Consider the following 25216-nt stretch of genomic DNA (forward strand, 5'->3'; position numbering starts at 1 on the left):
TGCGCCGCAGAAGCCTTCCATTGCCCATCCCCGTGCGCTTGGTCCGCACTGACCATGGTGCAATTCACAAAATCTCTCACCTTCAACTCCCAAGATCAATCTGACTTCAGGTTCTCTGCGCAGTGCAAAGGTGAGAGGTTTTGTGCAGGCTCATATTGGGGGTCTCAGCGCGAGTTGCTCGAAAGCAAGGACATCACTTGGTGAAGAGCAGATAAATGCACTTTACGCTTTCGTGGAAGTACGGGATGTGCCTAGAACACGGAAGTTTTCCATTTTTTCATGTATTCTCCGTTTAACCTCATTTTCACGGGAAAACTCAGAAATGGCGAACGTCAGTACACCGTTACCCAAAGACCGAAAGGTTTCGCTCGAGAAAATCAGCACCTTTGCCTCCGTCGTCACTGACTACGCAAATGAACTTCGGGACCATATCTTGGCACCGCGACCTCGCAAGGTTGCCCCCATGTTTACCACTGGGGAGATTGCGGAGCTCTGCGGGTTGACGCGGCAGCAGGTTCAATACCTGGCTACCAAGGGGGATGGGATGTTGCCGGAAGGTCAGTCTACCGGTACAGGCCGGTCGCGCAGTCGGCTGTTTACTTTACCTGAGGCGCGCGAGTGGGTGCAGAAGGTATCCAACATCTATCAGACTCCGCTACAGGCCGGACCCAGTGATTTTGAAGGAAAAATCATTATCACTTCGCAGTTGAAGGGTGGCTCGGCCAAAACCACTACAACGATGTGCCTGGGGCAGGGCTTGAGTCTGCGGGGTCGGAGGGTTCTGCTTGTGGATTTGGACCCGCAAGCCTCATTGTCGGAGCTTTGCGGTCTCTATGCGGAGAAGGAAGTCTTTGCTGAGAATACTGTTCTGCCGTTCATTGAGGGGCACGAAGACAGTCTGGAATCGAAGATTCAGTCCACCTATTGGGATGGCCTCGACCTTATCCCAGCTCACACAGAGCTGGTTGCGGCGGAGTACCACTTGCCCGCAATGCAGCTCAAGATTCCTGGTTTCCGGTTCTGGCAAGTCTTGCGCAAAGGTCTCGAGCCTTTGCGCAAGAAGTATGACTACATCATTATCGACACGTCACCATCGCTCTCTTATCTGAACCTGAATGCATTGCTGGCGGCAGATGCCATGGTAATGCCGATGGTCCCGGAGAACCTTGACTTGTTCAGTTCGATTTCGTTCTGGCGCCTATTCTCTGACGTTGCAAAATCGTTCATGAAGTTTGAGGCGGACAAGACATACGACTTCGTGTCTGTGCTGCTGACGCGCGTGAATAATGGCCCCCAATCCGCGGCTCCTGTCGTGCGGACTTGGGCGCAGGGGGCATACAAAGATTGGCTTGACCCCTTCGAGGTGCCTGCAAGTACGGTTATGAGCTCCGGTGCACTTGCATTCACCACGGTGTTCGACATCAGCAGCTCTCACAGCCAGTCTAAGTCGCTTCAGCGCGTCCGGCAGCCCCTGGTCGAGTACTGCCGCTGGATTGATGACATGTTCGTGAAGCAATGGAGGCCCGCACAATGAGCAACATTCGAGAACAGATGCTTGCTAAGACAGCGGGCATCCGCTCAACGGCGGAGCGCACGCCGGACGCTACTCGTAGAACGACCACTCGCACGGAGACGGCGCCGGGGATGGCAGGCGCGTTGGCTGCGGCACAGCTTCGAGTGCAGGAGCTCGAGGCGAAAGGCGTGCCATCCGAACTACCGGTTTCGGCTATCGGACCGAACCCATGGCAGCCGAGACGCCAATTCAACGAAGTAAAGCTCTCTGAGCTGGCACGGTCGATTGCGGAAGCGGGCCTCCTGCAAGCTGTGACTGTTCGCCGGGTCGGCGAGACATATCAATTGGTTGCAGGGGAACGGAGATGGCGCGCGCATAGGCTGCTCAATCTGGAGATGATTCGAGCAGTCGTTATTGAATGCTCAGACCAGGACATGGCCGCATTCGCATTGATGGAGAACGTAACTCGCGATGACCTTTCAGACTACGAAATTGCTATTTCGGTGCGACGCGCAGAGTCCGAGTTTCCAAACCGCACCCGTCTCGCTGAAGTGATTGGCGTCACTCGGAGCGAACTCTATAAATATCTATCGTTCGACGAACTGCCAGATTTCATCAAGCGGGACCTCGACCTGAATCCTGCTTTGTTGGGGGCACATGCCGCGCAGCTTGTGGCCAACGTATTGAAGAAGACTGGCGAAAACGGATTGAAGGCGGCAAGAGAATTGTGGCCGCTTGTTGTTTCGGGAGACCTTGTCCAGACCAAACTCGAACCGTCTATCGCCGCGCAAGTGACCCGAGGAGTTTCGACTTCGAATGCCGGCGGTCGTAGCATTCTGAAAATTTTCTCAGGCAATGTTCAAGCCGGTAGCATCACGAAGGACGTCAAGGGTCTCACGTTCAAGTTCAAGGCAGGTGTAGTCACTGAGGCGCAGGAAGCCAACTTACGCGAATACATCGGGAAGATGTTCTCCATACAACCCGAGTGACAGACCCTGCAGCGTATCCCGCGCTTAGGCTGGGGTGACTATCTCATTAAACCCGCCATTTTGGCGGGTTTTTTGTCCACTGAAGTGTCCCGGGCGGGACACTTTCCTACTGGCTAAGCGCGAGGCACTTCCCGCCCAGGACACCCTCGCAGGAAAGTCCGAGTGTCCCGAGCGGGACACCTTCCTAGCGGGTACGCGCGAGGCCGCATCCCGCTGGGACACCTTCGCAGCAGGAATCAGAGTGTCCCGAGCGGGACACCTTCCTACCGGGTAAGCGCGAGGCCGCATCCCGCTGGGACACCTTCGCAGCAGGAATCAGAGTGTCCCGAGCGGGACACCTTCCTACCGGGTACGCGCGAGACCACATCCCGCTGGGACACCTTCGCAGCAAGAATCCGAATGTCCCGAACGGGACACCTTCCTACGGGTAAGCGCGTGGCCGCATCTCGCCTGGACACCTTCGCAGCAGGAATCAAGTGTCCCAAGCGGGACACCTTCCCACCGGGTAAGCCCGAGGCCGCATCCCGCTGGGACACCTTCGCAGCAAGAATCCGAATGTCCCGAACGGGACACCTTCCTACCGGATAAGCGCGAGGCCGCATCCCGCCTGGACACCTTCGCAGCAAGAATCAGAGTGTCCCGAACGGGACACGTTCCTATCCGGGTAAGCGCGAAGCGGCATCCAGCCCGAGACACCTTTGCAGCGAGAATCCGAGTGTCTCGACCGGGACACCTTCCCTACCGGGAGAGCGCGAGACAGTATTCCGCCGGACACCTTCACAACGAGAGTCAGAGTGTCCCGAACGGAACACTTTCCTCCCGAGCGGCTACGCGGTGTCCCGACCGGGAACCCGCTAGAGGCGGCTACCCAATCGTACGGGGAAGCAGACGTCGTAGAGTTAGGTCGAGCGTGGGGCTACGCGCTCATTGCCGAAGGGCACGAATTCAGTTACTGAAAAACTTCGTCGCCTCGTCGATGCCACGGGCACGCTCGGCCTGGACGTAGATGGACGTGGTTTGTTGGAAGGCGTGACCCAGCAAGCGCTGAAGCACGTCGACGGGCATCAGCTTGGCGGCGGCCTGCGTGGCGAAGGTATGGCGGAACGCGTGCGGGGCGGCTCGCTTGAGCAGTATCCGTTCTTCAGGGGAAAGGCTGACGTCCTGGTCGTCGGCCAGCCGGAGCAACGCACTCTTTATGACCTTGTAAATCCCGTCCGGTGAGAAGCCATTTCCCGACAGCGTGCTGATCGCCTCGTTTGGGACAAAGTGCTTGTCCTGGGCCCAAGGCGTATTCGGCACGACGACGGGCGATAGCAGTGCGTGGACACCATCGGGTAAGTCGAAGTCGTGGCCGCGGTCGTCCCAGTGCGCCTGGAGCGCATCCACGACTCGCTTCGGCAGGAAGACGGTGCGCCACTTCTTCCTCTTGCCCAGCACGGCAAGCTCCCAGAGCCCATTTGCTGCCCCAGCCTGCTCGCGGACGGGTTGCAGCTTGTCGCGCGTAGCGCCAGCCGCCTCCTCCCGCCGGATGCCGGTGTACCCCAGCAGGAAGATGATGGCGCGCGCGAGGCGGTACTGCGCGCCGGGCGTGGCTGCTTGCTTGGCCTGCAGCGCGCCGGCGGAGGCCAGTCGGGCTTCATCGTGACGGTCGCACGCGCGGTCGAGCAAGCCGCCTTCCGCAGTGAGCGCCTGCCAGAGCTGGGAGGGCAATGCCTTGTCGATGGCCATCTCCAGCTCTTTCTCCTCGACTACCGGGTCGGCGACGGTCGCCCAGGGATTCCCGCCAAGGTAGCGCACGCGGACGAGCCACTCGAAGAAGGCCCGGATGACCTGCACCGCGTACTTCTGGGACTGGGGCGACAACGGGCCCTCGAATGGCCGCCAACGCGGCGAACCGCGACCACCGGGGACTTTGGGCCCAATCCATTCCGGATCGGGATTAGCCAAGAAGTCCTTGTAGGCTTCGCATTCGTCAGTCAGGACGCTTGAGAGCGGCACCTTGCGATTGCACACACACCACAGCAGGAAGCGTTCAAGCTCTTTCTGGTAGGCACGGTGCGTCTTGTCGCGGCCGCGATAACGGTACAGATAGGCTTGCACCACCTCCAGGTCGTTGCGCGCCGAGATGAGGCAGAACGCGGCATTGCGGTTTCGACCCTGGCTGCCATCGAGCGAGTGGACGATCGTGGAGACGCGCTCCAGCGGCACCAACGGCATGGCGACGTCGGCTGTCAGCGTAACCAGGTTGTTGGGTAGCTTCTCGGGCTGTAGTTGAAGGCTTCCCAGGGAGGCCTGGTTGGTCGCAAACCACCGCTCGAACGCGCGCGCCTTGCCAGGACCGATGCGCGGAATCGGCCGGTGCCAGCCGCTACCCCGAGTTTCAATGCACTGCTTCAGGTCGCCCAGTGTTTGCAGCCCTTCGGCCGCCAAGGTGCGAAACACCACGGGGCGAAACCAGACCGAGATACCGTCCGACAGCTTCGGCAGGGCCCTGTCCTGTTCGCCGGCCTTGATGATGAAATCGAGAACGGCCTTCGGCCAGGAGCCCCGGCGGCGGGCATCGTCCAGGGTGTTGGAAACAAGAGGGTTGGCCAGACGTGCGCGTTCGACCAGATGGTCGCGCAATTCGTCAAGCCAGGCGTACAGCTCGGCAGGGGAGGAGAGGCCTCGCTTTTCGAGTTCCTCCTCGCTGTACAGGTTGAGAATCGCCGGCCCCTCGACGCGTTGCAGCTTGAAGCGCAGGGCGGCGAAATCGGTCCGGGTGTACTCCCGTACGGGCTCGGCAATGTTGTTGTGTTGGGCCATGGGCCATCCGGTCAGAAACTCCCGCTAATCATAATGGATTCATAGGGCCCTCCGAAGCGCATCCAATAGATAGGTAGGTAGGTAGATAGGTATACAGACGGGCCGCCTCTAGATGCCGCTTTGGGGGTAAAAAACCTTGGGCGGGGAAGGGCGCGGAGCGGCGGGAATCCGTTCACTGGGCCGTGACCGGGAGCGCCTCTGGAGTGGATGGAGGCTGAGGCATCCGGCTTGGCGCCGGGATTGTCTATCAGCACAGCAAAGTTAGCAGGCAGGCTCTCGAAGTAACCGTCTTCTTGAACGCCACGAACGCTGTCGTCGTGCGCGGAAACGCGTTCCACGCGACGCAGCACCTGTTCCAGCCATTTTGGCCAAGGGTCCGGACGCCTGTCGTTCACGTCGAACGCGTTGACCGAGTTCATGTCGCGGTAGCCACCGCTGGTCGCAAGGAGCTCGGCCGTACGGATCACCCCTCCACCGTTTCGTCGCACACTTTGCGGTTGAAAATGAAAGCGCGACCGATGGTCTTGTCAGGCTCCGGAGCTTTCACGCCGGCGTCGAAGTCACCCTGCTTGACGACCTCCTCCCAGTCACGGATGTACGGGACCATCACGCCGGTGTATTTGCACTTGGCTTTGCCATCAGAGCGCACTGTGCGCGGTACGGGCTCACCGCGACCACGGATTCTCGGTCTGGGCGATAGTCCGCGTCGTCCAATATAGCCTCCGACGCTCCCGGAAACCGGCAGCCAGGCTCAAGGTGCGCTCTAAACATATGTTGGGCGGCTGCGACGCCATGCCAACCCCGACGAAAAAGGCACCAATGCGGCGCAATGCGACGTATCATTTACGTAGTCCGAGAGGGCATCGCGCGGCCAACGAGCCGCCAAATCCGACCAGGCCGCGGCAAGCGCGCCGGGTCGCCGCAGTCGGCGCCACGGGCGCTGGACAGCCAAATGCCCGCCAAGCCGGGCGTATCAAGGCCTCGGAACCCCAGGAAAGCCGTCAAGGAAACGCCAAAACCCCGTACTTCAGGCAAAAAATCTTTACTGATAATATGGATTATCAGTAAAGAAGGCCGTATGGGCCTACAAACGCACCGGCGACCTCCATCCGCTTCTTGCCGACCGACTTGACGCTCGATTTCTTCGCGCTGCCGTTCAAACTGCCGTCGAACCACAGCTTTTGGCCTACCACGGGATTTTCATAGAGAGTCCTATCGGCGACGCGAGCGGTCCGCCTCTATCTCGACGGCGCGACCGACACCCAGATCAAAGCGGCCTGCGGCATGGGCCGCAGCCAAACCTACCGAATGCTGACCGAGCACTGTCTTAAGCGCATCCCGAAGGGCACGTCTATGGCTGGCGCGGGCTGTTACCGCAAAGTCGCAGTACCAGTTCGATCCGCTCGGGCGTCACGGCCAGCGGTGATGGGCCGAACGGTAACGCGACCCGGCCGATCCCATTGGTAGTCCTTCGCACAACGCCGCCGGCCTGCGATCGCCGCGCCCAGTGTCGCGGCGCATACCTGCAGCAGGTCCATGATCCCAACGAGCGACAAAGCGGCAATCGGCCGCGCGACAGAGCCTTCACCACGCTCGCCCGTCCTTCAGACCCAACACTTCCCCAAACCTCTTCTGACCGCCCATGCCGCGAGTCGCAAAATTGAGTCCCTCGTTTGCTGGCAGGCGAGCTCAAGGTATGCGCCTCGAACTCAGGGCACAAAACCTCTTGAGAGGCCAGTCTGACACCCCACCAATTTGCGAAGGCGCTGAATAGCTGCGTCTGCCATGGCCGACGACGACCGTTTCGTTGACCTCGGTGGGGGAAAAGCAGGGGAGAGTCCGGCAGCTGCTCGGTCCATCTCGATTAGCCAGGCACGCGCTTGGTCATGCCCTAATGAATTACGGCGACCGTTGGCCTCGGTGATCACAATCGATGCCGAGTCGACCTCGTAGATCCGACCGTCGGGTGCAAACACCCGTCGCCCACGGTATCGCTCAATGAGTTGGGCAACCTCCAGCCGGTCCTGCGCCGCCTGCGCGGCGGTTGCGCGCCTCTCGTCTTCTTGGGCCTTCCGAGTTCGCACAACATGGCCGTAGTCTATGGGCTTTCCGACGAGCGACTTGAGGTAGGCGAACAGCTCTCGTCCCCGGAGCGGCCCAAGAACATGACCCGCTGCCGAGACAACGTCCGACAGTCGGTGGCCGGCCTCCCTCGCGAGCCGCATCAGAAGGAAGAGGGCGGACGTCGTCAGCTCTTGGTCGCGCACGAGAGGAGCTAGATCAATGGGCACAGCCCGATCGTGAATTTGCACAAAGGCTCTCGGCCCGGAATGTTTCTTCGTAGAAGACTGCTTGGGGTTGTTTACGCCACTCACTGGTGCGAGACATGCGGAGCATGACCGCGACTCATCGGAGCCCGTTCGAGGTTCTGGGTACCCAAGCTCCCGGCCAGCGAGCCCGATGCACTGTAGCAACTTTGCGGTGAACGCGATCCGCCCAACGACCTCGAGCTGCGCCCTCGTGCGTTGCTGCCTTTCACGCTCAATAAGCCCGGCATCTTCAAGTGCGCCAAGCGCCCGATAGACAGTGGCCTCGCTAATCGCGAGGTGCCGCGCAATGGTCGCCTTCTTAATGAAGGCGAGCGAGGTGGGATCCTTCTGGTTCAGGGCGAAGCGGATGAGCGTTGCCAAGACTTGGCGACTGGTGATATGCAAAGCCCGGACCCCATCGGACTCGTAGACCAATGCGATCGCCCTGAGAATCCGCTCCGGCAGCCGGCCTGCATCGCACCTGACTGTCTTGGGTTGCGAACCGTCGCTTTCGACAGGGGCCGGAGAGTGCGGCGCACCGCCACACGTTGTTGTTCTTCGGGCAATAGGAAGCCCGTCGAAGCGATAGCTCATCTTCTACGATCAATGCGCAAACTTGTGAGGAGCATTGACAACGAGGGGTGGGCTTCATAAACTCGGACTGTCTTGTTGTTGGACAAGTCAAGAGGGATTTGAAGCCTGCTACGCCTGTTGTCAATGCCGATTAAAAGCCTGGAGCCGCGGGACTCCAGGCTTTTTTCGCTTATGAGGATGCCTACGGGCTCAACAACCCCTCCTTGAAATCCGAGTGCCAACGCTACGCACAAAAATGAAGTGCCGGACGGCTGTGGCACGCACGATGGCAGGGAGCTCGCAACCATCAGACACCACGAACGACCGGCTGCTTAACAAATCAAGTTAGCCCGGCTTCAACAACGAACCGGGACGTGGGGTTCTTCTTTGCCGTAGAAATCTGCAGCCAGTCGCGCGCGCGCGTGAGGGCAACGTAGAACAGTCGACGCTCCTCACTCTCCGGACTGGCTTCGTCCGGAACGATGGTTTCCTCGGCCCGGATCACAACAACAGCCGACCATTCGCGCCCCTTGGAGGCATGCATGGTCGTCAGCACCAAGGCGCCGTCGGCCGGTTCGTTATTCTTTTGGCGCAGAAACAGAAGGCGTTCCGAGAATGGACCGTTCAGCCGCGTCAGGACGTCATACGCGGTATTGATAGCGCGCTTGCCCGGGTCGTCCGCCACAAACTTGAGCATCCATTCGCGCACGCCATCGAGAACGAGGGAAAAGAATTGGCGCTCACAGAGCGCTTGCCATTCCGCAAGCTTCTTCAGGAAGTCGCGATACTTGTCGACCGTTGATTCTGCGATCCCAGCCCGCACCAGGTCCTTTTTTCGCGGAATCGATCCCTCCGGCTTCGCCGCAATCTGCGTGTGTAGCAACTGCAGCTCATGCGAGCCAATTCCGGCGAAACCTAGCAGGGCATCGATGCCAGAGCTCTTGGACTTCTGAATCAGTTCCAGCAGGTCCCCCATCAACGCTGCCTCCGGGCGATCGAGGATAGAGCGGCCGGCTGCCCGGTAGTACTTGATACCGTGCGAGCGGCAGACGGCCTCCAATGGATCGAGAATGCGGTTCGTCCGCGCCAGCACGGCCGCCGTTTTGCCAGCCCGCAAAACCGGTGTCAGCGCCTCAACCGCTGAAACCGCTTCCTTGTACTCGTCCTCCAAACGCTTGAACTCGATAGCGCCGCCAGGCCCGCGATGGGCTACCAGCTCCTTCAGGATACGGTCCTTGTTGTTTCGAATGACACGGTCCGCGATGTCCAGGATCTCGGCATGTGAGCGGTAGTTCTCCCCGAGGATGACGGACCGCGCGTCGAACTCCTTGATGAATGCCTCCATGCCCCGAAATCCGAGCGCACTTCGAAATCCGTAGATCGACTGATCATCGTCCCCGACTACCGTTACTATCGAACCGGCCGCCGCGTGCAGCGCCGTCCAGCGTGATTGCAAACTGTCGCAATCCTGGTACTCATCGACAAGCAGGTACGTCATACGGTAGGGCGCAATTGTTCCGCTTTGCATCCCAGCTACAGCCAAGCGCAGCATGTCCTGAAAGTCGATCTTGCCGTTCCGGGCCAGGGCACTCTGGTAGGCCTCATACAGCTGAGCCTCCACGGTTCCTGAGGGCGGGTCGGACAGTTGCATCTTGACGCGCTCAATCGCGGCGATCGCGTCCTCGACCTTCCCATCGAATCCCCCTTTCTGCAGGATCTGCCCGACGATAGCGAATCGAACGCCGTCGTGGACGATATCGGTGAGCTGCCCGGTTCCCTTCCCGAGTTGCTTATAGGCCAGCGAATGGAAGGTGCCCGCGAGCAGTCGCTTCTTGGCATCGGCGCCGGCTAGCGCCAGGATACGGTCACGCAATTCGATCGCGGCGTCCTTGCTGAACGTTACCGCGCCCACCGTCACGTCTGGGTTGGCGAGCAGCACGGCTGCCTTCGCCGCAATCGTCGCCGTCTTTCCGGCGCCTGGCACGGCCACGGCGACGCAGTGCTGACGCAGGTCGACCACCTCGCGCTGGGCGGGGTTCAGTCCTTCCAATACCTTTTCGAGCGACATGGCGATCGCAATGTGGCAGTAAGTGGCACTTGGTGCCGGTTCAAAACAGCAAGTACCCCGAAGTGGTACGTCGGGGCAGATGTTGACGTCTATTGATTCGTTCGAAAGGTGGGAGCATGTCCCACGTGGTCCCACTAGCCGTCACTACGTCCCCCACAGAGTGCGAATCCTCTTGCTTCCAAACCGAGGTAGGAACTAAGGCTGGGGGGGACTTGGTATGACTGAGCGGGATCGTGCAGGCGGACGGTCAGACGCCGCGAACGGTGGTCATCAGCTTCAGGTGTGTCGTATAGCAACGGAGGCCGAGCGGCTGGAACTTGCGCAGGAACCTGGTGACCTCGTCATTCACGTCCGTCATGTCGCGGATGCCGTTCCAAACCAAGAAATCGAACTGGTCCATGGTTTGGTCGAACTTGATGAGGACCTGAAGCGCTCGGACGGCAAAGCGAGAGTAGGCCTGGACCTCCAGCTCGACGGACGGCCGCGTAATCGTCGGTTCAAAAACGATGTCGTCCTTCGCACGCATTTCCTGCTGGCGTTGCTGGCGGTAGGCGGTAGCAACGCGCAGCTGCTCGTCGACGTAGTCTTCGAGTTTTGCCAACTCACGCTCCAGGAACGTTTCGATTGTCGACAGTTCGCTGCGCGAGAAGGTCGACTGACCGAAGCGCTGCAGGTTGAGCGACATGCGGTTCATGTACGGCCACCATTGCTCGAAGAGCGGTCGCAGACGGGTATGGTTCAGCTTCAGACCGACTGCAACCACTGCAGCGCCAGCGAGTTCGCGCTCGAGGATCTGGCGACCGAGTTCACGCCGGCGCCGAACGATCGCCTGGCGATCTTCCGGCGAGAGTTCGCGGAACAGCTTGCGGGTGCTCTCGACCTCTGCCTTCTTCTTCTCCAGGTCGGCCGTTGAAATGATGCCTTCCTTGCGCAGGACGTCGGCAGACGCCTCCATCTCAAGCAGCTCCGACTCAACGTCATCGGGCCGATCCGCGGTGCCGGCAATGTCGACCGCAACAGAGGCCAGTGGCTGATCAAGCAGTTCGCTGACCGTAGCGGGCAGTTCGGCAGGGGTCAAATCGGTAGTTGTCATAATTTCTCCTTGGATGGCCAGCCACTTGGCCTTTGGCATTCAGAAAGATGGTGTCGACTACTTGCCGACATGAAATGACGCCGCGAGGCGCCAGCTGAGCAAGCCAACCAGGCAGACGCCGAAGGTCCACCAGTAGGCCAGCAGGCAAACCGGAAGCAGCAGGGCGGATGCACCGAAGCCGAAGCACAGCAGCAAGCCGTGTGCAGCGACATGGAACGTCACCGGGTTCGCGAACCCAGCGCCGGCGGCTCGGATCTTTCTCGACATGGCGCCGTCGTTGAGCAGCGCAACAAGCAGCACCATCCCTCCGAAAAGCCAGTAATGCGCGACGGCCGCCCGATAGACCGCCCGATAGATGGTCAACCAGAAGTGCCGCATCCAACCCCGCCCGAATTCGGACGCGCCAGCATCGGGTAGTGCCGTGTTCGCATCCGAGCCGGAGAACGATGCCCGCAACGCACCGGACCGGACGAACCATCGATCAAAGCGGTCGTTAGCCACGGTCGTAGCCTTGTCAGCCTTGAGCTGCCCCAGCACATGCGCAACCGAAGCCTGCTCCCCTTCACTCACTTCGAATGCGGCATCGTCCTGTATGAACGGAGCGATGGCACATATCATCAGCGGCGCGGCTAGCATCCACATCCGCACATGGGAGACGAATCGACTGTTGGCCATGGCTCAGATCCAGTGCAGAGCGAGCAGAACAGGCAGCGCAGGGATTGCAGCGAGCGCGCCCCAAAACAATGGCGGCTTGCGCGCCGCAATGCCAATCAGCGCGAAGCAAGGGGCCGCGTTGCCGAGCAGGAATGTGCTTGGTATTTGCGCTTCCGCATTCCCTGCGGCAATCCACGCATGCATTTCGAATGCGAGGGTCTCATCGACGCGAAAGAGCCGTGCGGCGATCCGCGGCTGCATCTCGCGCAGCGAAGCGAGCGATTGCCTCGCCTTAGTGTGCAAAGTCTCGAGCGACATCGTAGTTCTCAAAGTAGCGGGTGAAGCTGTACCCGGTCAGTACGCGCGCGGCCAACTGGAACGCCGCGCATCGCTGCGTCACATTCCCGGGAACTGGTTCGTTTACCACCTGGCAGACGTAGCCGATGGGCTGGCGTTGCTCGAAAGACGGGATCGACTCGTGGTAGGGATACCAAACGTTGTACTTCTCGCCTTTGAATGCGGCGTAGCGCTTGGCGTAGAGATCATGCGCACGGCCGAACAGACCTTTCATGAAGGCCACGTTGGCGTCACCATGCTTGCGAGCGGCGCGCCAGGCAACGATAGCGTCTGTCAGCATCTCCTTGACCAACGGGTCTTCACGCACGCGGAAGTTCACGCCGATGTAATCGACCACCCGCGTGCATACGTCGTCCAGGTCTGGCGAGACGATGAACACGGGCGAGAGCTTCGCGGAGAGTTTGTATTCCTTGGCGATTTGTCGGAACAGGCTGGTGCGCATTGACCTTTTAACCTTGGATGATTGGAATTCGACCCTGGTAGACGGAGCCACCGGAGATACGCAGGAAATACTGCAGGTTGGGCAACTGCATGATCAATTCATGCGGAATCAAGGGCGCCTTCTCAAGCTGGGTCGAACGTGACACGGAACCGCTGAACTCCCCGACATGCGCCTCGGTGCCAGTGCTCGTGCTGCTCGACACCACGACATTCCGGATGGCCGTGGTGCCAGCCTTCTCGCAGAACCACTCGGCCGTGTCGATATCTTCCAATCGTAAGACGAGCTGGTTGTTCAGATTGCCCAAAACCTGCTGCATCTTCGCCACGTTTCCCAGTTTGGCGGTGAAGTCCGAGCGTGTCTGGTAGGCGACGAATGCCTTGAAGCCTGCGCCACGCCCCTTGTTCAGGATCTGCAGCATCTGCTCGTTGATCGCCTCGGCAGCCTCGTCGACGATCAGGACGATTTCTGGAGGCTTCTTGTAGAAGTTGTAAATGGAGCCGGCGACGGATGCGATGTCAGCCAGCAGCATCGACATGACAGCCTGGGCCACCATTGAGTTGGAAAGAGAATCTGCACCGACATAGAGCACCGCCTTCTGCTTGATGACCTTATCGATGTCCCAGATCTCCCGGTCATCGTCGAAGTCGTCGGCCTTCGGCGCCAGCATGAGGCCCGTCTCGCCGGTGGCCAGCATTTGGAGCAGTGGTAGGGCAGAGGCGATGATGCGCCCGTAGTGGTCCCGATCGTGCTGGAACGTGGCGATGAGGCCATCGATGGCCTCGTGGCCATTCCCTTTGTCGGAGAAGCGCTCGATGTAGAGCCGAGCCATCCCGTCTAAGCGCGTGCCGCCAGGACGCTGGCCGACCTGCTGCATGTAGCCCATCACTTCCTCTTCCCAATCCGGCTTGCCGGCTTCAGGGAAGAACCGCTGCAGGGCCCGATCCAGCAAGTTGTTGATGCCGTTCTGGGCGTACTGGAGGATAGAGCGCAGGTTAGGCTTGTCGCCGACGTAGAGTTCGCCCTTCACCGCGCGGTCGATGAACAGGAAGGCGAATTGGCGAAATGGGCCTTCCTCCATCAGTTGCGCGATGCGCGTTGGAATTTCCGAGGGCTGCGACCAATTCTCTAGCGGATTGAGGCGGATGGATTGCGACGGCGCGGCCTGTTTCCAATAAAGAAACTTGCGGCCAGTGCGCTCACACTCGCGCTTGACGCGTGCGACCCACTCGCCGTCATTCTTCGGGTCGACAATAATTAAAATGTCGTTGGGATTGTGGATGACCTGGGTCGAAATGACCTCGTAGGTCCGGGTCTTGCCTGAGCCGGTCGTCCCGCTTACCGACGTATGGCCGGGCATCGCCTTGTAGTGAAAGGGCACCTGGATCTTCTTCGGCTCCATGCCGTGTATCCATGATTTGCCCTGAGGCGAACGGTCGGCAATGCTGCCCGCAGGCGCGAACAGTTTCTCGACTCGCTCGACTATAGGCTGCGGCAGCCACCGCGCCAAGCCGGGAATATCGCTTGACGGCATGCGCAGGATGTCGTGCGCGATCTGGCAATGCTTCTGTGTCCACTCAAAGCCAGTGCCAAGGTACATGGCGTCGTCGGTCTTTCGCATGCGCGCGCTCAGCGCGAGCAGCGCCTCGATCCGAAGGACCGCTAGCCACTTGGTGGAGATGGCCAGCCGAAACTTCAGCGCGCGCCAAACCTGTGCCGATCGGAACAGCAGCATGGCAACGCAGAACAGGGAAAAATATCCGGGGCTCGGCATATCGCTTAGCAACATCAGCGCTGCGGCAAGAAGCCACCCGATGGCCGCCCGGAATTCATAAATGGGCCGAAAGTGATTGATGTAGTGGTGCATCACTCGCTGCTCTCGGGGGATTGCGGACGGGACGCGATGAGGTTCGCCACCTTGTCTACCAGAAGGATGTCTTGGCCGACGATCTTGTAGAGCAGTTGGAACTTGCGAAGGTTGTCGATGAGCGTCTCGGACGCGATGCCGTAATTGCTGAGCATGCGCTTGCTAATTGCCAGCTTGCTATCGACCCACGATACTTTCACCTTTCCCGCTGACACGTCCTGTGCTAGCGCCCTGAAGAACTCGCGCATCAGGTTGGACGCACCCGCCAAGGCTTCCTTGAAGGGGTCGGCAGTCTGATCGGGGCGCAGCGACTTGGTGCCGTCGAGTTGTACGATGCTTCGCGCTACCTCACGTTGCGTGCCTTCGGCTGTCTCGGCTTGAGACTGCGCTTCGCCAGTTCCAGGGCCTGCTTCCTTATCCATCTGCGACACCACCACGGTGCTCGCGTTCTCCGGGCCGGATGTCGAATCGGCTTGCGCCGGTGCTGGTGGGGCGGGTGTCTTGATCTGGGTCGAATCTACCGCGGCGGTTAGCGCTTCGACACTCGGTGCAGGCGTCGTGTCGGGCGCAAAGGCGGCGCGGCGGGCTTTGATCTCGAACTGTGTCACTGTGTCGATGGCCTGCCGGACAACCTTGTGAAGCAAGGTCTCGAGTCCGGTCGGTCGAGGCTCGGGGTTGATGGCGCCAAAAAGATCAGCGAGGACCTGGCCGTCGAACTGTGCGAGCCGGTCCGCACCAAGAATCTCGCGCGCCAGCAACGCGGTGCGCATGCGCTCCAGTGGGAGCGCCGCATCGCGACGGGTGACGCGATACGTGTCATCGCTTAGCCACGGACCGAAAGCTCCATGCACGGCAGGGATCCACTCCACCCCATCCCTGTCCCGAAAGAATTGGAAGTGTCGGCATGGCTCATCAAGGCGGGAGCAGCAGGCGGCGAGAAAGAGCGCATACAGGTATTGCGGTTCCAACTGCCTGCGCCGTTCGGACGTTTGATTGGCCGCGAATTTCTGTGCGCCAGACAGGCGCATGGCGAAGTAGGCCGCCTCAACCGTTGCCCGAAATGCACCACCGGCCTCGGCATGCTCGTTGTGACGCAGTGGCATACTTGAGAACCACGTTGCGCAACGCTCCAGCACATCAAGCCACTTGCGGTTGAAGTCCGCGCCGTCCGCTTCGTTGGCGTACTGTCGGATGAGAGCGACACGGTCTGCCTGGGAGGAAAGGAGAGCGGAAGCGGAAAGGTGAATGTGAGGGGTCATCATTTCCCTGCCAACTTCGTGCCGAGGTTCCAGGCTCCGCGCCCAAACATCTTCATGCCACCGGTGCCACTCACCCCGCCACCAGTTCCAAAGAGAGATCCGGCGATCTTCGGAATCTCCAGGGCGACAAAGCCCAATAGGATGGCAATACTGAGTGCGTAGCTTGCAGCAAGAAGCGTGTCCGTGCCGATGTTGCCAACGTCTGTGACGATGCTGAGCAGTGTGGTGCTCACCAGCTGAGAGATGATGGCGGCGACAACCATATACATCGATCCTGTAACCATGTAGTCCAGCCACGCTGTGAAGTATTTTCGGGAGATGTCCGCCATGCCAAATGCAACGGCTAGTGGGCCCACCACGATGCCTACGGCTACCTGAAGGTGACCCACCAGAATGAACCAGGAGTAGATCAAGGCGGCAATCAGCACCGCAATGAATGCCAAGCCGAACAGAATCGCTGAGACGACGGCATCAATCAGTTTGAGTGGGTTGGCGAATCCCGCGAGTAGTGTCCTCAGCACGGAGTCGTAGAAGCTGCCTCCGGTCCTTGCCAACGAGATGGGGACGTTGTAGATGTCTACACCCCCATTGATAGCTTGGGCGAGATCGTTGAACCAGACAAACAGCCCGGGCGCAAAGCTGGTGTAGCTGGCGTAGAGAGACGCGAAGATGCCAACTACCAGAAAGGTCTCAAAGAGATCCGTCCATGCGGATACTGCGTCGCTCGTAGCCGCGAATCGTAGGCCGGCGAAGACGAAGGTGATTACCCCGAGTCCGAATGCGATTTTAGTGGCGTCAGGTCGCGTCCGTTCGCTGAGCCCAACCGCAGCCTGAATGAGCCCGCTTCGCATGCCGTTCATCTTGTCCAGCGCTTTCTTGATGCCTTGACCGACCTCGCCAGGTGCGCCAGCACTTGCGGCTGTGGCGCTATCCCCACTACTGGTCGCATCCTGTGCAACGGCAACGCAGGAAAAGAGGGTGAGGAAGCCGAAGACGAGTGCGGTGAGCACCGCACAGAGGCCGTGTCGGATCAGCGAGGCGTGGCTCATTTCAAGTTCAGGATGCGCTGACGTTGCTGTTCGCGTTCTGCCTGCAGCCGGCGCGCGGCGTCTACCGACTCGGCTTCGACGGCCAGTGCCTTTTGATCCTTGTCGGCGTCCGACTGCGTTTTCGCGCTCATGATTTGCAGCAGATCGGAGTTCTGGTTTGCAAGGACATCCAGCATCTCGTTCGTCGCTTCGGCAGCAGCTTGTGCCGTGCCGGTCAGCTTCATTTCCTTCTGGATCTTCTGGCGCCGCTTCGCCTGCGTCTGCACGTTCTTGACGACGTTGTTGCCCAGGTTGAACAGGTTCTTTGCGGTCTTGTCGCCGTTGGCGAGAAGCGTGCGCTGATCCTCAAGCCACTGACCGCTGGATTTGCCGGAAGCGGACATCATGCTCTGAACCTTGCTCAGGTAATCGGCATTCTCGGAGACCGTGCCATAGAGATCCTTCAGCGTCACGCCGTAGGCGTCGTACTTGCCGATGTCGTCCTTGATAGCGTCCAGCTGTTCGGCCAGGTGCACGGGGTCCATGCCGGTGGCCTGAAGCAGCTGGTTGGCCATCATCCGGTATTGATAGGCAATGTTTGTGTTTTCGTAGATCTCCGTTTTCAGCGATTGCAGGGCGGTTCTCGTCGTTTGGACCAGGTTGGCCACATCGATAACGGGAAGCCCGCTGGCGTGCGCCACCGGCGAAGCAAGAAAGGATGCCGCGACCGCGGCCTTGGTGAACCACTTCTTCACTGGAACTCTCCTTAGACCGATCGCGCGAGCATCTCTCGCACGTAGCTTTGCTGCCAGTCGGGCGCGCCCGACGCGTAATGACGATCAAGAATCGATTGCGCGACACCATCCGAGCGCAACATCGCCACCATCTCGTCGGAGAACGGGCTTTGCAGCATCCGCGTCTGGGAGCGCGTGATCCACAGATAGTCGCGATTCGGTACTGCGTCGTTCACCATCTGGATCTGGTCATCGGTCAGGCCGAACTTTTCCTTGTAGAGGTCCTTGCTGGTGTTCGCCTGGCTGTTCGGTAGGTAGATGAAGTTGCCGACGTTCTCTTTCAGGATCTCGAAGTCGGCAACCCGGGCCAGTTGTTTGAGCGATTGCGTGGCACCCCAGAGCGCAGCATTGAGCTTGCGGATGGTCACGATCCACATTTCGAACCGCTCGTAGAACCGTCTGTTGGTGAAGAAGAAGCCCAGTTCTTCCACCTCGATGATCGTGTATCGCGTGCCGAGGCTCTGGCTGATGCGATAAAACGCGTAGTCCATGAACAGCGCGCCCGCCCGCGGATAGTTCAGGAACAGATCCCCCATCTCGATGGACAGGTTGTCGCTGATCTCGAACGCGTCTTCTGCATGGTCGAAGAAATGCCCGTACTGTCCGCCTTGCAGCCAGATTTGCAGACGTTCCCGCAAGCTGTCGTGCAGCAGCGTTGCGAGCCGGCCCAGAGTCCAATTCTCTCGCCCATATCCGGCAAGGATTTTCACTGCCTCGAAGATATCCTGGCGTTGCTGGGGCGAAAGCGTGAAGGAGTCGTCCTCAATGGCCAGCGTCACCCACTCGGAGATGTAGGTGAAGTTCATAGGATCGGCCAACAACGACAGCGGATTGACCCGAGTCGCCGCTTCGAACTTGCCGGTGATGTCGATGAACTTCCCGCCACTCAGGAGCGTTGTGATGCGAGTGGATCTGTCCTTGTCGAATCGGATGCGGCGAGCATCGTGCCTGCCAGCCTGGGAAACCAGGAAGTTCAGGAACACGGATTTACCCGCACCGATTGGGCCAATGACGATCAGGTGGGCATTTCCACCGGGCTGGTGCAGGTCGACACGTTGCGCGGTGCGATGGCGGGTGGGCAGGCAGGTCAGCGGTGGCACTTCCTTGCCTGCCTTGTCCGAGAGCCAGTCGTTGCGCGAGGGGCCGGGCATGACCGATCGGACCGGGGCGAGGTCGGAAACCGCGGGCGTCTCAACGAACTGCAGTCGGCGCTGCTTGTCCCAGCGGCCGGGCAGGGTAGAGTTCCAGGCGGCCATCAGATTGGCTTTCTCGCGGATTGCCCCGAAGCCAGCGTTGGTGAGCGCGCCAACCACCTCGCTGACCGAGTCCTCGACGGCCGCCTCGGAATCACCGTAGACAATGATGGAGATGTTGGCAAAGCCGTGCTGAGTGTTCTTGGCCGTCAGCCGCTGGAGCGCTTTGCCAGCTTCCTTGGCAAGTTCCTCGCGGCCCTCGTCGTTGTCAGCCTCTTCCTTGGCGAAGTACTGCTTCAGGATGGAGCGGATGTTGAGCGCTGCCATCTTGTAGAAGCGCCTTACCTTTTCGATGTAGGCCGCAGCGCGAGCCGTGTCGAGGAATCGATACATGATGCAGACATCGAGCTCGGCGTCGAGCTGCATCAGGCTGTCTAGTGCCGCTTCCTGAAAGCTCATCCATTCCTTAACGGCGACGATTGCCGCGTACCGCTTGCCATGGGCGGACTCGAACAACAGGCGCTCGGCGCCGACGGTCACTTCGGATTCGGTCAGGTGGGTGTCGAGCAGGGTCACCGGGTAGCGAATGCGCCTCGGCGGGACGCTCGGATTGGCAGCCTGGTGCAGGGCGGCGTAGCTTTCCTGCATGACAAGGCGGCGGGTGCGCAGGCGCGGCACGCCGCCCGTGAACGCGTCGAGCATCGACTCGAACCGACGCGCATCCGCCGAGATCTTCTCCAGGTCAAAGGCAAAGGCGCTGCGTGCGAAAAGGGTGTCTTTCGTCGCCTCGAGGATCGCCGCGTAGATGGACTTGCCACCGACCGTCATGTGGAAACCGGCCTTGTCGAAGAACTTCGCGATGCCACTCTCGGGCGTGTAAGCGAGTGCCAGCGAGTGGGCATTGTGGAAGTACTTGCCGGTCGTCATGTGCGCCCGGTTAAGCGCGTCCAGACGCCTGTCGGCCTGCGACGCGAATTCCCCTGCGACGTAGTCCCGGGTGCGCCGATGGCTGATCTTCCACCATGCGGTAATCCGGTTGTCGAACGTACGGCATGCCTGGTCCAGCTGATTGCGCGCAGACGTGATGTCGTTGCTATCGGGGCTGTCGGCGTCCACACCCTGAAATGCGTAGGAAGCCAGTAGCGACCCATCCTTGTTGAGGATCAGTTCCGGCGAGATCGATGTCAGCCACGGCACCAACTCATAGAGGGGGCGTCGCTTTAGCTTCAGCATGGCAGGTCGCTGTCAAAGCCGTAGGGGCGGCGGAAGAGGGCATGCAGCTTGCCGTGCCATGGGGTCGATTCGTACACGTCGCCGTAGTGGTTGTAGACGTTCAGGATCTGGTTCCACCATGGATCCCGGGTCGTGAGCCAGCGCAAGAGCGCGTGAAATGCCATGCCCATCAGCACCACCACGACCGGGATCTTCCAGCCGCTGCGGAAGGTCACATACACCAGCAGAGCGACAACCGTGCCGTTGGCGATGGCCAATCCGCGCACGGCCCCACCGATCTGGCGGGGGCGGGAAAGGCCGATGGTGACGTGGTGCTCGCGCATATCAGAAGCCCGTGCACTGTGCGGCAACGCCGAGGGTCTTCATGATCGCCGGGGCCGCAGCGGCAAGACCAATACCGATACAGATCACCGAGACGAACTTCATGATGGTCGACTCGGAGTTGGCGATACCGATGGCGCCCAGGACGATCAGGATCAGACCGGCGACAAAGAGGTACTTCGTGTTGATGAACGTGGCGATGCCGCAGATGAATTCGCCCAGGTTGCCGAGGAACCCGTAGTCGGCCGCGACGGCGGATGTGGCCACGCTCATCATGCCGACCAGGACCAGCATCGACGGGGCGTACTTGCGCGCCGTCTTGGCGGCACATTGGACAAACGGGGAAGACATTGGAAAGACTCCTTGGTTTAGAAAACGCGTTCGAGGTCGTAGTCGTTGTTGCGGAAACCCTTGATCTCGATGATTTCCGAGACGTGGCGCATTTCGCCGGTGCGGCGCATATGCACCACGTAGTTGAAGCATTCGGCGATCAGTTTGCGCATGTCGTCCAATTCCCAACGGGAGCCTGGCGGGATGCCAAGCATTGCCAGGCTTTCCAGGCGCGACAGGGCCGAGCGGGCATTGTTCGCGTGAAGTGAGGCCATACCGCCGTCGTGGCCGGTGTTCAGGGCTTGCAGCAGGTCGAAGGCTTCGCCGCCGCGGACCTCGCCAACGAGGATGCGATCAGGCCGAAAGCGCAAGGCCAGTGCGACCAACTGTTGGGTGGTCACGTGCTTGTCGGTGTTGGAGAGCAGGCGGACCGTATTGGGTACCCGTGTTTTGAGCTCCATCGTGTCCTCGATGGTCAAGACACGCTCGCCGTCGGGAATATTCTCGACGAGGGCGTTCAAGAATGTGGTCTTGCCGGAAGAGGTGCCGCCTGCGACAAGAATGTTCTTGCGCTGCCGAACCAGCTCAATGAGGGCATCCTTGAGCGCTTCATCTTCGACCGAGCCCGTGAAGATGGGCTGATCGGTGTGTTTGCTGCGGGCGTGCCGGGACGAGAAAGCCCCAGCCTTGACATAGTCGCCGAGAGAGAGATTGGTCTCGCGGTGCCGGCGGATGCTCAGCGCATGGCCGTCAATGGCGGTGGGTTGCATGACGGCGGCGATGCGAAGCCCTTTATGGCCGGCATTGATGATGCCTTGTGCGGTGCCGCGCACCGCAGACTTCTGCACCGACGAAGCCAGGGAGCGGACGGCGCCCTCCAACTTGGCGGGCTCGATCCTCACGTCCAGTCGCGTCATCTCGCCGCGCCGCTCCACCCAGATGCTGTCGTGCCGGTTGACCATGACTTCAGCCACATCGGATGCATCGATGTAGGCGCGTATTGGCGCGAGCGATTCAAAGAACATCGCGACCGCGCTTTCTTCGAGCTGGCTGAGTTGCAGTACGGGGTGGTTGGAGACTGAGGATTCCATGCCCGCTATTGTTGGCGGGCGATGTCTCGTGTGGCGTGTTGAAAGCTGTACGATTTTTGCCAGCTTTCTACGGTTCTTTGGTGAACACGGCTCTGATCTGAGCCCACGTCTAGGCGGTGGTGCGAAACGGAAAGTCTGAGCATGCTTATGCTGTTTTCCCGGAAAGCGATACCAAAACCATCGGCTTTCCAGGTAATCCTCCTTCGGGGCGGTTGGATATTGGGTGGGACGGAGAGGCAGACATCAAACGAAGCTTCTAGCCGTCTCCAAGAAGCCCGTTGCAGGAATTGGCGTCGCTACAGCGCCGGAAGCCTCTCAAGTGTCCTGTGTGATCTGGCGAGATCGCGGAAATTCTCGGAAAGCCGCGCAAAATCGCATGGCTTTCTGCGACCTGAAGGGGTGACTTCACTGCTTAAATTGGCGGCATCCCAAAGGACTGCCGCAGCATGCGCTTCTTCCGCAAAGATTCCGACAATGCCAAGCCCCTCGCCGTTGCGCCAGGGATGTATGGCAATGAAAGCCCCGAGCAGCTGATCTTCGATCGCACCACGAGAATCTCCGTGGAGCGCAACCATTGGAAGGTCGCAACTCTCGGCCTGGGCTGCATTGCGTTGGCGGCGATCATGACGCGTGAACCGCCGCCTTCGGTCGTGAAGGCTGTAGGCGTGTCGGCGGATGCGAGCGGCAAGCCGATCGTGCGTGAGCTTGAGGCGTTCCAGCCGGAAGGCATTCAGTTGCAATGGGCCCTCAAGGATCTCGTGACGCGCTGGTTCACCATCGAACCGATCCTGACAACCCAGGTCGAGGACTCACGGATGGCGCGCAACCTGCGTTCGGTCCGCGAACAGATGATCGGATCCGCTCGCAAGCAGTTCGAGGATTGGGTGGCAGAGGATGAGCCGTTTCGGCAAGTCGGTGCGTCGGCAACCCTTGTCCGCGAAGTCAAGGTAACCAATGTGGCCGTCCTGCCCGACAGTACCGTCGCGGTGGAATTCATTACCACCACCACGGAGGACGGCTACAAGCCGCGCAAGATGCGGTACGCGATGACGTTCCGCTACCAGGTAAAACCGCCGACGAGCGACGCCGTGCTTGGCACCAATCCATTCGGTGTCCATCCCGTTTTCTTCAGCCTCCAGAAATCGCCGGCATGAGGCCGGGTCTACGCTCATGGATATCCGCAAGTCATCTCCGCTGAGTTCCCTGGTTGCCGCCGCTGTGATGGCGCTGACTCTTGCCATACCGGGCGCGCACGCTGCCGATAAGCCGGCGCGCCGGGTCGGCGCCAGCGTCGCAAGCCTCGGCATCGGCGACATTAGCGACGCCATGAACCCGGCCAACCCCTTTAACGGCGGCGTGGATCCAATCGCGCTGCCGGGTGACTCCCGCCTTGTCGTCTTTACCTACAACCGCGACCAGATCTTTCGTGTGCTGAGTGCGCCGCTGAAGATGACCACGATCGAGTTTCCCGAGGAAGAGCAGATCGTTGGCGAGCCGGCGTGGGGTGAGAGCGTTCGTTGGGACTACGAAACCGATGGCCTGAATCATCTGTACGTGAAGCCCCAAGCGGCGGGTCTGGTGAATACCCTTTCAGTGAACACCAGCAAGCGCAGCTACGAGTTCACGCTCGTATCGTCGCCGTTGGGCGGCATCTTCTACCAGAAAGTGCGCTTTCGTATCCCCACGACATTTTCAGCAAAGGCCAAGGCGCGTAGTGATGCGAGAGGCGAGCAGGGCGAGGGGAAAGCTGATCCGGAGGGCGTCCGCAATGCGGATGCCCTTGCCGTAGGGCCTGAGCAGCTCAATTTCGAGTATTCCATCTCGGGCAGCGCCAGCTTCAAGCCGGAGGCAGCCTTTGATGATGGCAAGGCGGTGTGGCTGCGGATACCGAAGGGCGCGGACTGGCCGGTGCCGCTGGCGAAGGACGGCAGCGACTATGTGGTGGTGAACTTCATACGCCGTGGCGACTTTCTGGTCGTACAGCGGCTGGCGGAAGCCATAGCCCTGCGCTCCGGGAGCGAGGAGGTCAAGGTCGAGCGCGGTCGCCGGCGCATCCTGGGGCTGTTCTGATGCGCGATCGCACATCGTCCACCGGTGTGTCCGATGTGACGGATGCGCAGGAGCGCACCGTCAAGGGAAAGCTGCCGCGCAACATCGTCGTGGCGCTGGGCGTGATCGCCGCCTTGCTGGTGGGCGGGCTCGGCTACTACTTCCAGTCGGTCAGCGAAGAGCAGTCCGATGCCAAGGCCGAGCAGGATCGGGCGGAGCAGCTGCGCCAACGGGCCAGCAGCGGCGACAACGGGCAGACGCTCGAGGCCACGATTCGTGATCAGGCGGCCAAGGCGCGTGCTGAAGCGGAGCGCCAACGCGCACTGGCAGTGAAGCCGGATGCAGGCAGCGCGCCAGTGATGACGGCGAAGGATCTTGCCGCCCCGGCAAAAGCTGCAGCATCCGATGCGAAGAAGAACGAAGAAGACGATATCTTCACGGCCTCGATCTTCAAGAAGGGCATACGCAAGTCCCAACTCGGGCAGGCCAAGGTGCCGGCCGGGCTTGCTGATCTGACCGATCCCGCGCAGATGCGGGCGCTGCAGCAAGCCGCCGCGGCCCGTGCCAGCACTGCCAGCGGGGCGCCGGAAGCGCCGGAACTGGCCGTCTCGCCGGACAAGCAGTTTCTCCGCGAAGCAGGTGCCATGACGACCTTGCGCACCGGCTTTGACGGCAAGCTCCCGAAGTGCACGCTGAGCCGAGGCTTCGTCATCCCGGCAACGTTCGCGGGCGGCCTCAATTCGGACAAGCCAGGCGAATTCCGCGCGACCGTCTCGCAGGACGTCTACGACACGGTGAATGGGCGGTGCAAGGTGATCCCGGCCGGCAGCACCCTGGTAGGTGCCTACAGCGCCGAGGTCACGGTCGGCCAGGAGCGCATCCTCGCCGCATTCGTGCGTATGCAGTTGCCCAATGGGAAGACGGTGCCCCTCATGGGTATGCAAGGGGCGGACCCAAACGGGTACTCCGGCATCAGTGGAGACGTCAATAACCATTTCTGGAAGATCTTCAGTGGTGCCCTGGTTATCGGCTTCCTTCAGCAACGCTTTAATGACAGCAACACAGCCACAACCGTAGGACCGTCTGGCGTGACGACGTACGGCAATGCTGCCGGCCAGATTGCGGCGCAAACCGCATCCACCATCCTGAACCGCAACCAGAGCATCCGTCCGACGATCACGACCGAGCCGGGCCAGAAGATGATGGTGCAAGTCAAGCACGACATGGTGCTGGAGGCATATCGTGACTAAG

General features: G+C 60.3%; 19 protein-coding genes. 5 read left to right on the plus strand and 14 right to left on the minus strand.

The window, feature by feature from the left end; genetic code table 11:
• Positions 1 to 322: 322 nt before the first annotated feature.
• Complete coding sequence (locus tag ACZ5MJ_RS33800) at positions 323 to 1534, plus strand: ParA family protein (protein WP_078201874.1); 1212 nt, start codon at positions 323 to 325, stop codon at positions 1532 to 1534.
• Positions 1531 to 2502 carry a ParB/RepB/Spo0J family partition protein gene (locus tag ACZ5MJ_RS33805; RefSeq protein WP_464226832.1) on the plus strand — a complete coding sequence of 324 codons (972 nt, stop codon included), beginning with the start codon at positions 1531 to 1533 and terminating at the stop codon, positions 2500 to 2502. The genes ACZ5MJ_RS33800 and ACZ5MJ_RS33805 overlap by 4 nt, the downstream gene beginning before the upstream one ends.
• Positions 2503 to 3447: 945 nt before the next feature.
• On the opposite strand, the gene ACZ5MJ_RS33810 is transcribed toward ACZ5MJ_RS33805, so the two are convergent.
• The 14 genes from ACZ5MJ_RS33810 to ACZ5MJ_RS33875 form a co-directional block, all read right to left on the minus strand.
• A complete protein-coding gene (locus tag ACZ5MJ_RS33810) occupies positions 3448 to 5307 on the minus strand; it encodes a phage integrase family protein (RefSeq protein WP_464226833.1) in 1860 nt (619 codons plus the stop codon).
• A gap of 3222 nt (positions 5308 to 8529) precedes the next feature.
• Positions 8530 to 10257, minus strand: a complete 1728-nt coding sequence (locus ACZ5MJ_RS33815) for an ATP-dependent helicase (protein ID WP_464226834.1) — start codon at positions 10255 to 10257, stop codon at positions 8530 to 8532.
• Positions 10258 to 10504: 247 nt separating this feature from the next.
• Positions 10505 to 11350, minus strand: a complete 846-nt coding sequence (locus ACZ5MJ_RS33820; RefSeq protein WP_464226835.1) for an ATPase — start codon at positions 11348 to 11350, stop codon at positions 10505 to 10507.
• A 57-nt stretch (positions 11351 to 11407) separates the two neighbouring features.
• Entirely contained in the window at positions 11408 to 12025 is a 618-nt protein-coding gene (locus tag ACZ5MJ_RS33825) for an IncC plasmid conjugative DNA transfer DtrJ family protein (protein ID WP_078201867.1), read from the minus strand.
• A gap of 3 nt (positions 12026 to 12028) precedes the next feature.
• Entirely contained in the window at positions 12029 to 12322 is a 294-nt protein-coding gene (locus ACZ5MJ_RS33830; RefSeq protein ID WP_078201866.1) for a hypothetical protein, read from the minus strand.
• Positions 12297 to 12803: a hypothetical protein gene (locus ACZ5MJ_RS33835; RefSeq protein ID WP_078201865.1), complete on the minus strand. Its 507-nt coding sequence runs from the start codon at positions 12801 to 12803 to the stop codon at positions 12297 to 12299. Before ACZ5MJ_RS33835 ends, ACZ5MJ_RS33830 begins: the two co-directional genes overlap by 26 nt.
• A gap of 7 nt (positions 12804 to 12810) precedes the next feature.
• A complete protein-coding gene (traD, locus tag ACZ5MJ_RS33840) occupies positions 12811 to 14667 on the minus strand; it encodes a conjugative transfer system coupling protein TraD (RefSeq protein WP_464226837.1) in 1857 nt (618 codons plus the stop codon).
• Positions 14667 to 15926 carry a TraI domain-containing protein gene (locus ACZ5MJ_RS33845; RefSeq protein WP_464227056.1) on the minus strand — a complete coding sequence of 420 codons (1260 nt, stop codon included), beginning with the start codon at positions 15924 to 15926 and terminating at the stop codon, positions 14667 to 14669. Before ACZ5MJ_RS33845 ends, traD begins: the two co-directional genes overlap by 1 nt.
• On the minus strand, positions 15926 to 16975 hold the full coding sequence (locus ACZ5MJ_RS33850) for a type IV secretion system protein (protein ID WP_464226838.1): 1050 nt from the start codon (positions 16973 to 16975) through the stop codon (positions 15926 to 15928). The genes ACZ5MJ_RS33845 and ACZ5MJ_RS33850 overlap by 1 nt, the downstream gene beginning before the upstream one ends.
• Positions 16972 to 17709 carry a TrbJ/VirB5 family protein gene (locus ACZ5MJ_RS33855; RefSeq protein WP_078201862.1) on the minus strand — a complete coding sequence of 246 codons (738 nt, stop codon included), beginning with the start codon at positions 17707 to 17709 and terminating at the stop codon, positions 16972 to 16974. The genes ACZ5MJ_RS33850 and ACZ5MJ_RS33855 overlap by 4 nt, the downstream gene beginning before the upstream one ends.
• Before the next feature lie 11 nt (positions 17710 to 17720).
• On the minus strand, positions 17721 to 20174 hold the full coding sequence (locus ACZ5MJ_RS33860) for a VirB4 family type IV secretion system protein (RefSeq protein ID WP_464226839.1): 2454 nt from the start codon (positions 20172 to 20174) through the stop codon (positions 17721 to 17723).
• Positions 20168 to 20497 (minus strand): conjugal transfer protein, encoded by a 330-nt coding sequence (locus tag ACZ5MJ_RS33865; protein WP_464226840.1) that lies wholly within the window; start codon positions 20495 to 20497, stop codon positions 20168 to 20170. Before ACZ5MJ_RS33865 ends, ACZ5MJ_RS33860 begins: the two co-directional genes overlap by 7 nt.
• A 1-nt stretch (position 20498) precedes the next feature.
• Complete coding sequence (locus ACZ5MJ_RS33870) at positions 20499 to 20846, minus strand: prepilin (protein WP_464226841.1); 348 nt, start codon at positions 20844 to 20846, stop codon at positions 20499 to 20501.
• Between the two features lie 17 nt (positions 20847 to 20863).
• Positions 20864 to 21916 carry a CpaF family protein gene (locus tag ACZ5MJ_RS33875; RefSeq protein ID WP_464226842.1) on the minus strand — a complete coding sequence of 351 codons (1053 nt, stop codon included), beginning with the start codon at positions 21914 to 21916 and terminating at the stop codon, positions 20864 to 20866.
• Between the two features lie 446 nt (positions 21917 to 22362).
• On the opposite strand from ACZ5MJ_RS33875, the gene ACZ5MJ_RS33880 reads away from it, so the two are divergent.
• Genes ACZ5MJ_RS33880 through ACZ5MJ_RS33890 form a run of 3 tightly spaced genes read left to right on the plus strand, consistent with a single transcriptional unit; the run spans position 22363 to position 25215 of the window.
• Complete coding sequence (locus tag ACZ5MJ_RS33880; protein ID WP_078201857.1) at positions 22363 to 23070, plus strand: VirB8/TrbF family protein; 708 nt, start codon at positions 22363 to 22365, stop codon at positions 23068 to 23070.
• A 16-nt stretch (positions 23071 to 23086) separates the two neighbouring features.
• Complete coding sequence (locus tag ACZ5MJ_RS33885) at positions 23087 to 23986, plus strand: TrbG/VirB9 family P-type conjugative transfer protein (RefSeq protein WP_464226843.1); 900 nt, start codon at positions 23087 to 23089, stop codon at positions 23984 to 23986.
• Positions 23986 to 25215, plus strand: coding sequence for a TraB/TrbI/VirB10 family type IV secretion system protein (locus ACZ5MJ_RS33890; protein WP_464226845.1), 1230 nt, complete (start codon positions 23986 to 23988; stop codon positions 25213 to 25215). Before ACZ5MJ_RS33885 ends, ACZ5MJ_RS33890 begins: the two co-directional genes overlap by 1 nt.
• The last annotated feature ends 1 nt before the right edge of the window (position 25216 follow it).

The sequence above is a fragment of the Cupriavidus sp. LA-1 genome, from assembly GCF_055385985.1.

Coding starts and splice junctions, on each gene's coding strand:
- ACZ5MJ_RS33800 (WP_078201874.1), top strand. CDS start 323: ATGGCGAACGTCAGTACACCGTTACCCAAAGACCGAAAGGTTTCGCTC.
- ACZ5MJ_RS33805 (WP_464226832.1), top strand. CDS start 1,531: ATGAGCAACATTCGAGAACAGATGCTTGCTAAGACAGCGGGCATCCGC.
- ACZ5MJ_RS33810 (WP_464226833.1), bottom strand. CDS start 5,307: ATGGCCCAACACAACAACATTGCCGAGCCCGTACGGGAGTACACCCGG.
- ACZ5MJ_RS33815 (WP_464226834.1), bottom strand. CDS start 10,257: ATGTCGCTCGAAAAGGTATTGGAAGGACTGAACCCCGCCCAGCGCGAG.
- ACZ5MJ_RS33820 (WP_464226835.1), bottom strand. CDS start 11,350: ATGACAACTACCGATTTGACCCCTGCCGAACTGCCCGCTACGGTCAGC.
- ACZ5MJ_RS33825 (WP_078201867.1), bottom strand. CDS start 12,025: ATGGCCAACAGTCGATTCGTCTCCCATGTGCGGATGTGGATGCTAGCC.
- ACZ5MJ_RS33830 (WP_078201866.1), bottom strand. CDS start 12,322: ATGTCGCTCGAGACTTTGCACACTAAGGCGAGGCAATCGCTCGCTTCG.
- ACZ5MJ_RS33835 (WP_078201865.1), bottom strand. CDS start 12,803: ATGCGCACCAGCCTGTTCCGACAAATCGCCAAGGAATACAAACTCTCC.
- traD (WP_464226837.1), bottom strand. CDS start 14,667: ATGCACCACTACATCAATCACTTTCGGCCCATTTATGAATTCCGGGCG.
- ACZ5MJ_RS33845 (WP_464227056.1), bottom strand. CDS start 15,926: ATGACCCCTCACATTCACCTTTCCGCTTCCGCTCTCCTTTCCTCCCAG.
- ACZ5MJ_RS33850 (WP_464226838.1), bottom strand. CDS start 16,975: ATGAGCCACGCCTCGCTGATCCGACACGGCCTCTGTGCGGTGCTCACC.
- ACZ5MJ_RS33860 (WP_464226839.1), bottom strand. CDS start 20,174: ATGCTGAAGCTAAAGCGACGCCCCCTCTATGAGTTGGTGCCGTGGCTG.
- ACZ5MJ_RS33865 (WP_464226840.1), bottom strand. CDS start 20,497: ATGCGCGAGCACCACGTCACCATCGGCCTTTCCCGCCCCCGCCAGATC.
- ACZ5MJ_RS33870 (WP_464226841.1), bottom strand. CDS start 20,846: ATGTCTTCCCCGTTTGTCCAATGTGCCGCCAAGACGGCGCGCAAGTAC.
- ACZ5MJ_RS33875 (WP_464226842.1), bottom strand. CDS start 21,916: ATGGAATCCTCAGTCTCCAACCACCCCGTACTGCAACTCAGCCAGCTC.
- ACZ5MJ_RS33880 (WP_078201857.1), top strand. CDS start 22,363: ATGCGCTTCTTCCGCAAAGATTCCGACAATGCCAAGCCCCTCGCCGTT.
- ACZ5MJ_RS33885 (WP_464226843.1), top strand. CDS start 23,087: ATGGATATCCGCAAGTCATCTCCGCTGAGTTCCCTGGTTGCCGCCGCT.
- ACZ5MJ_RS33890 (WP_464226845.1), top strand. CDS start 23,986: ATGCGCGATCGCACATCGTCCACCGGTGTGTCCGATGTGACGGATGCG.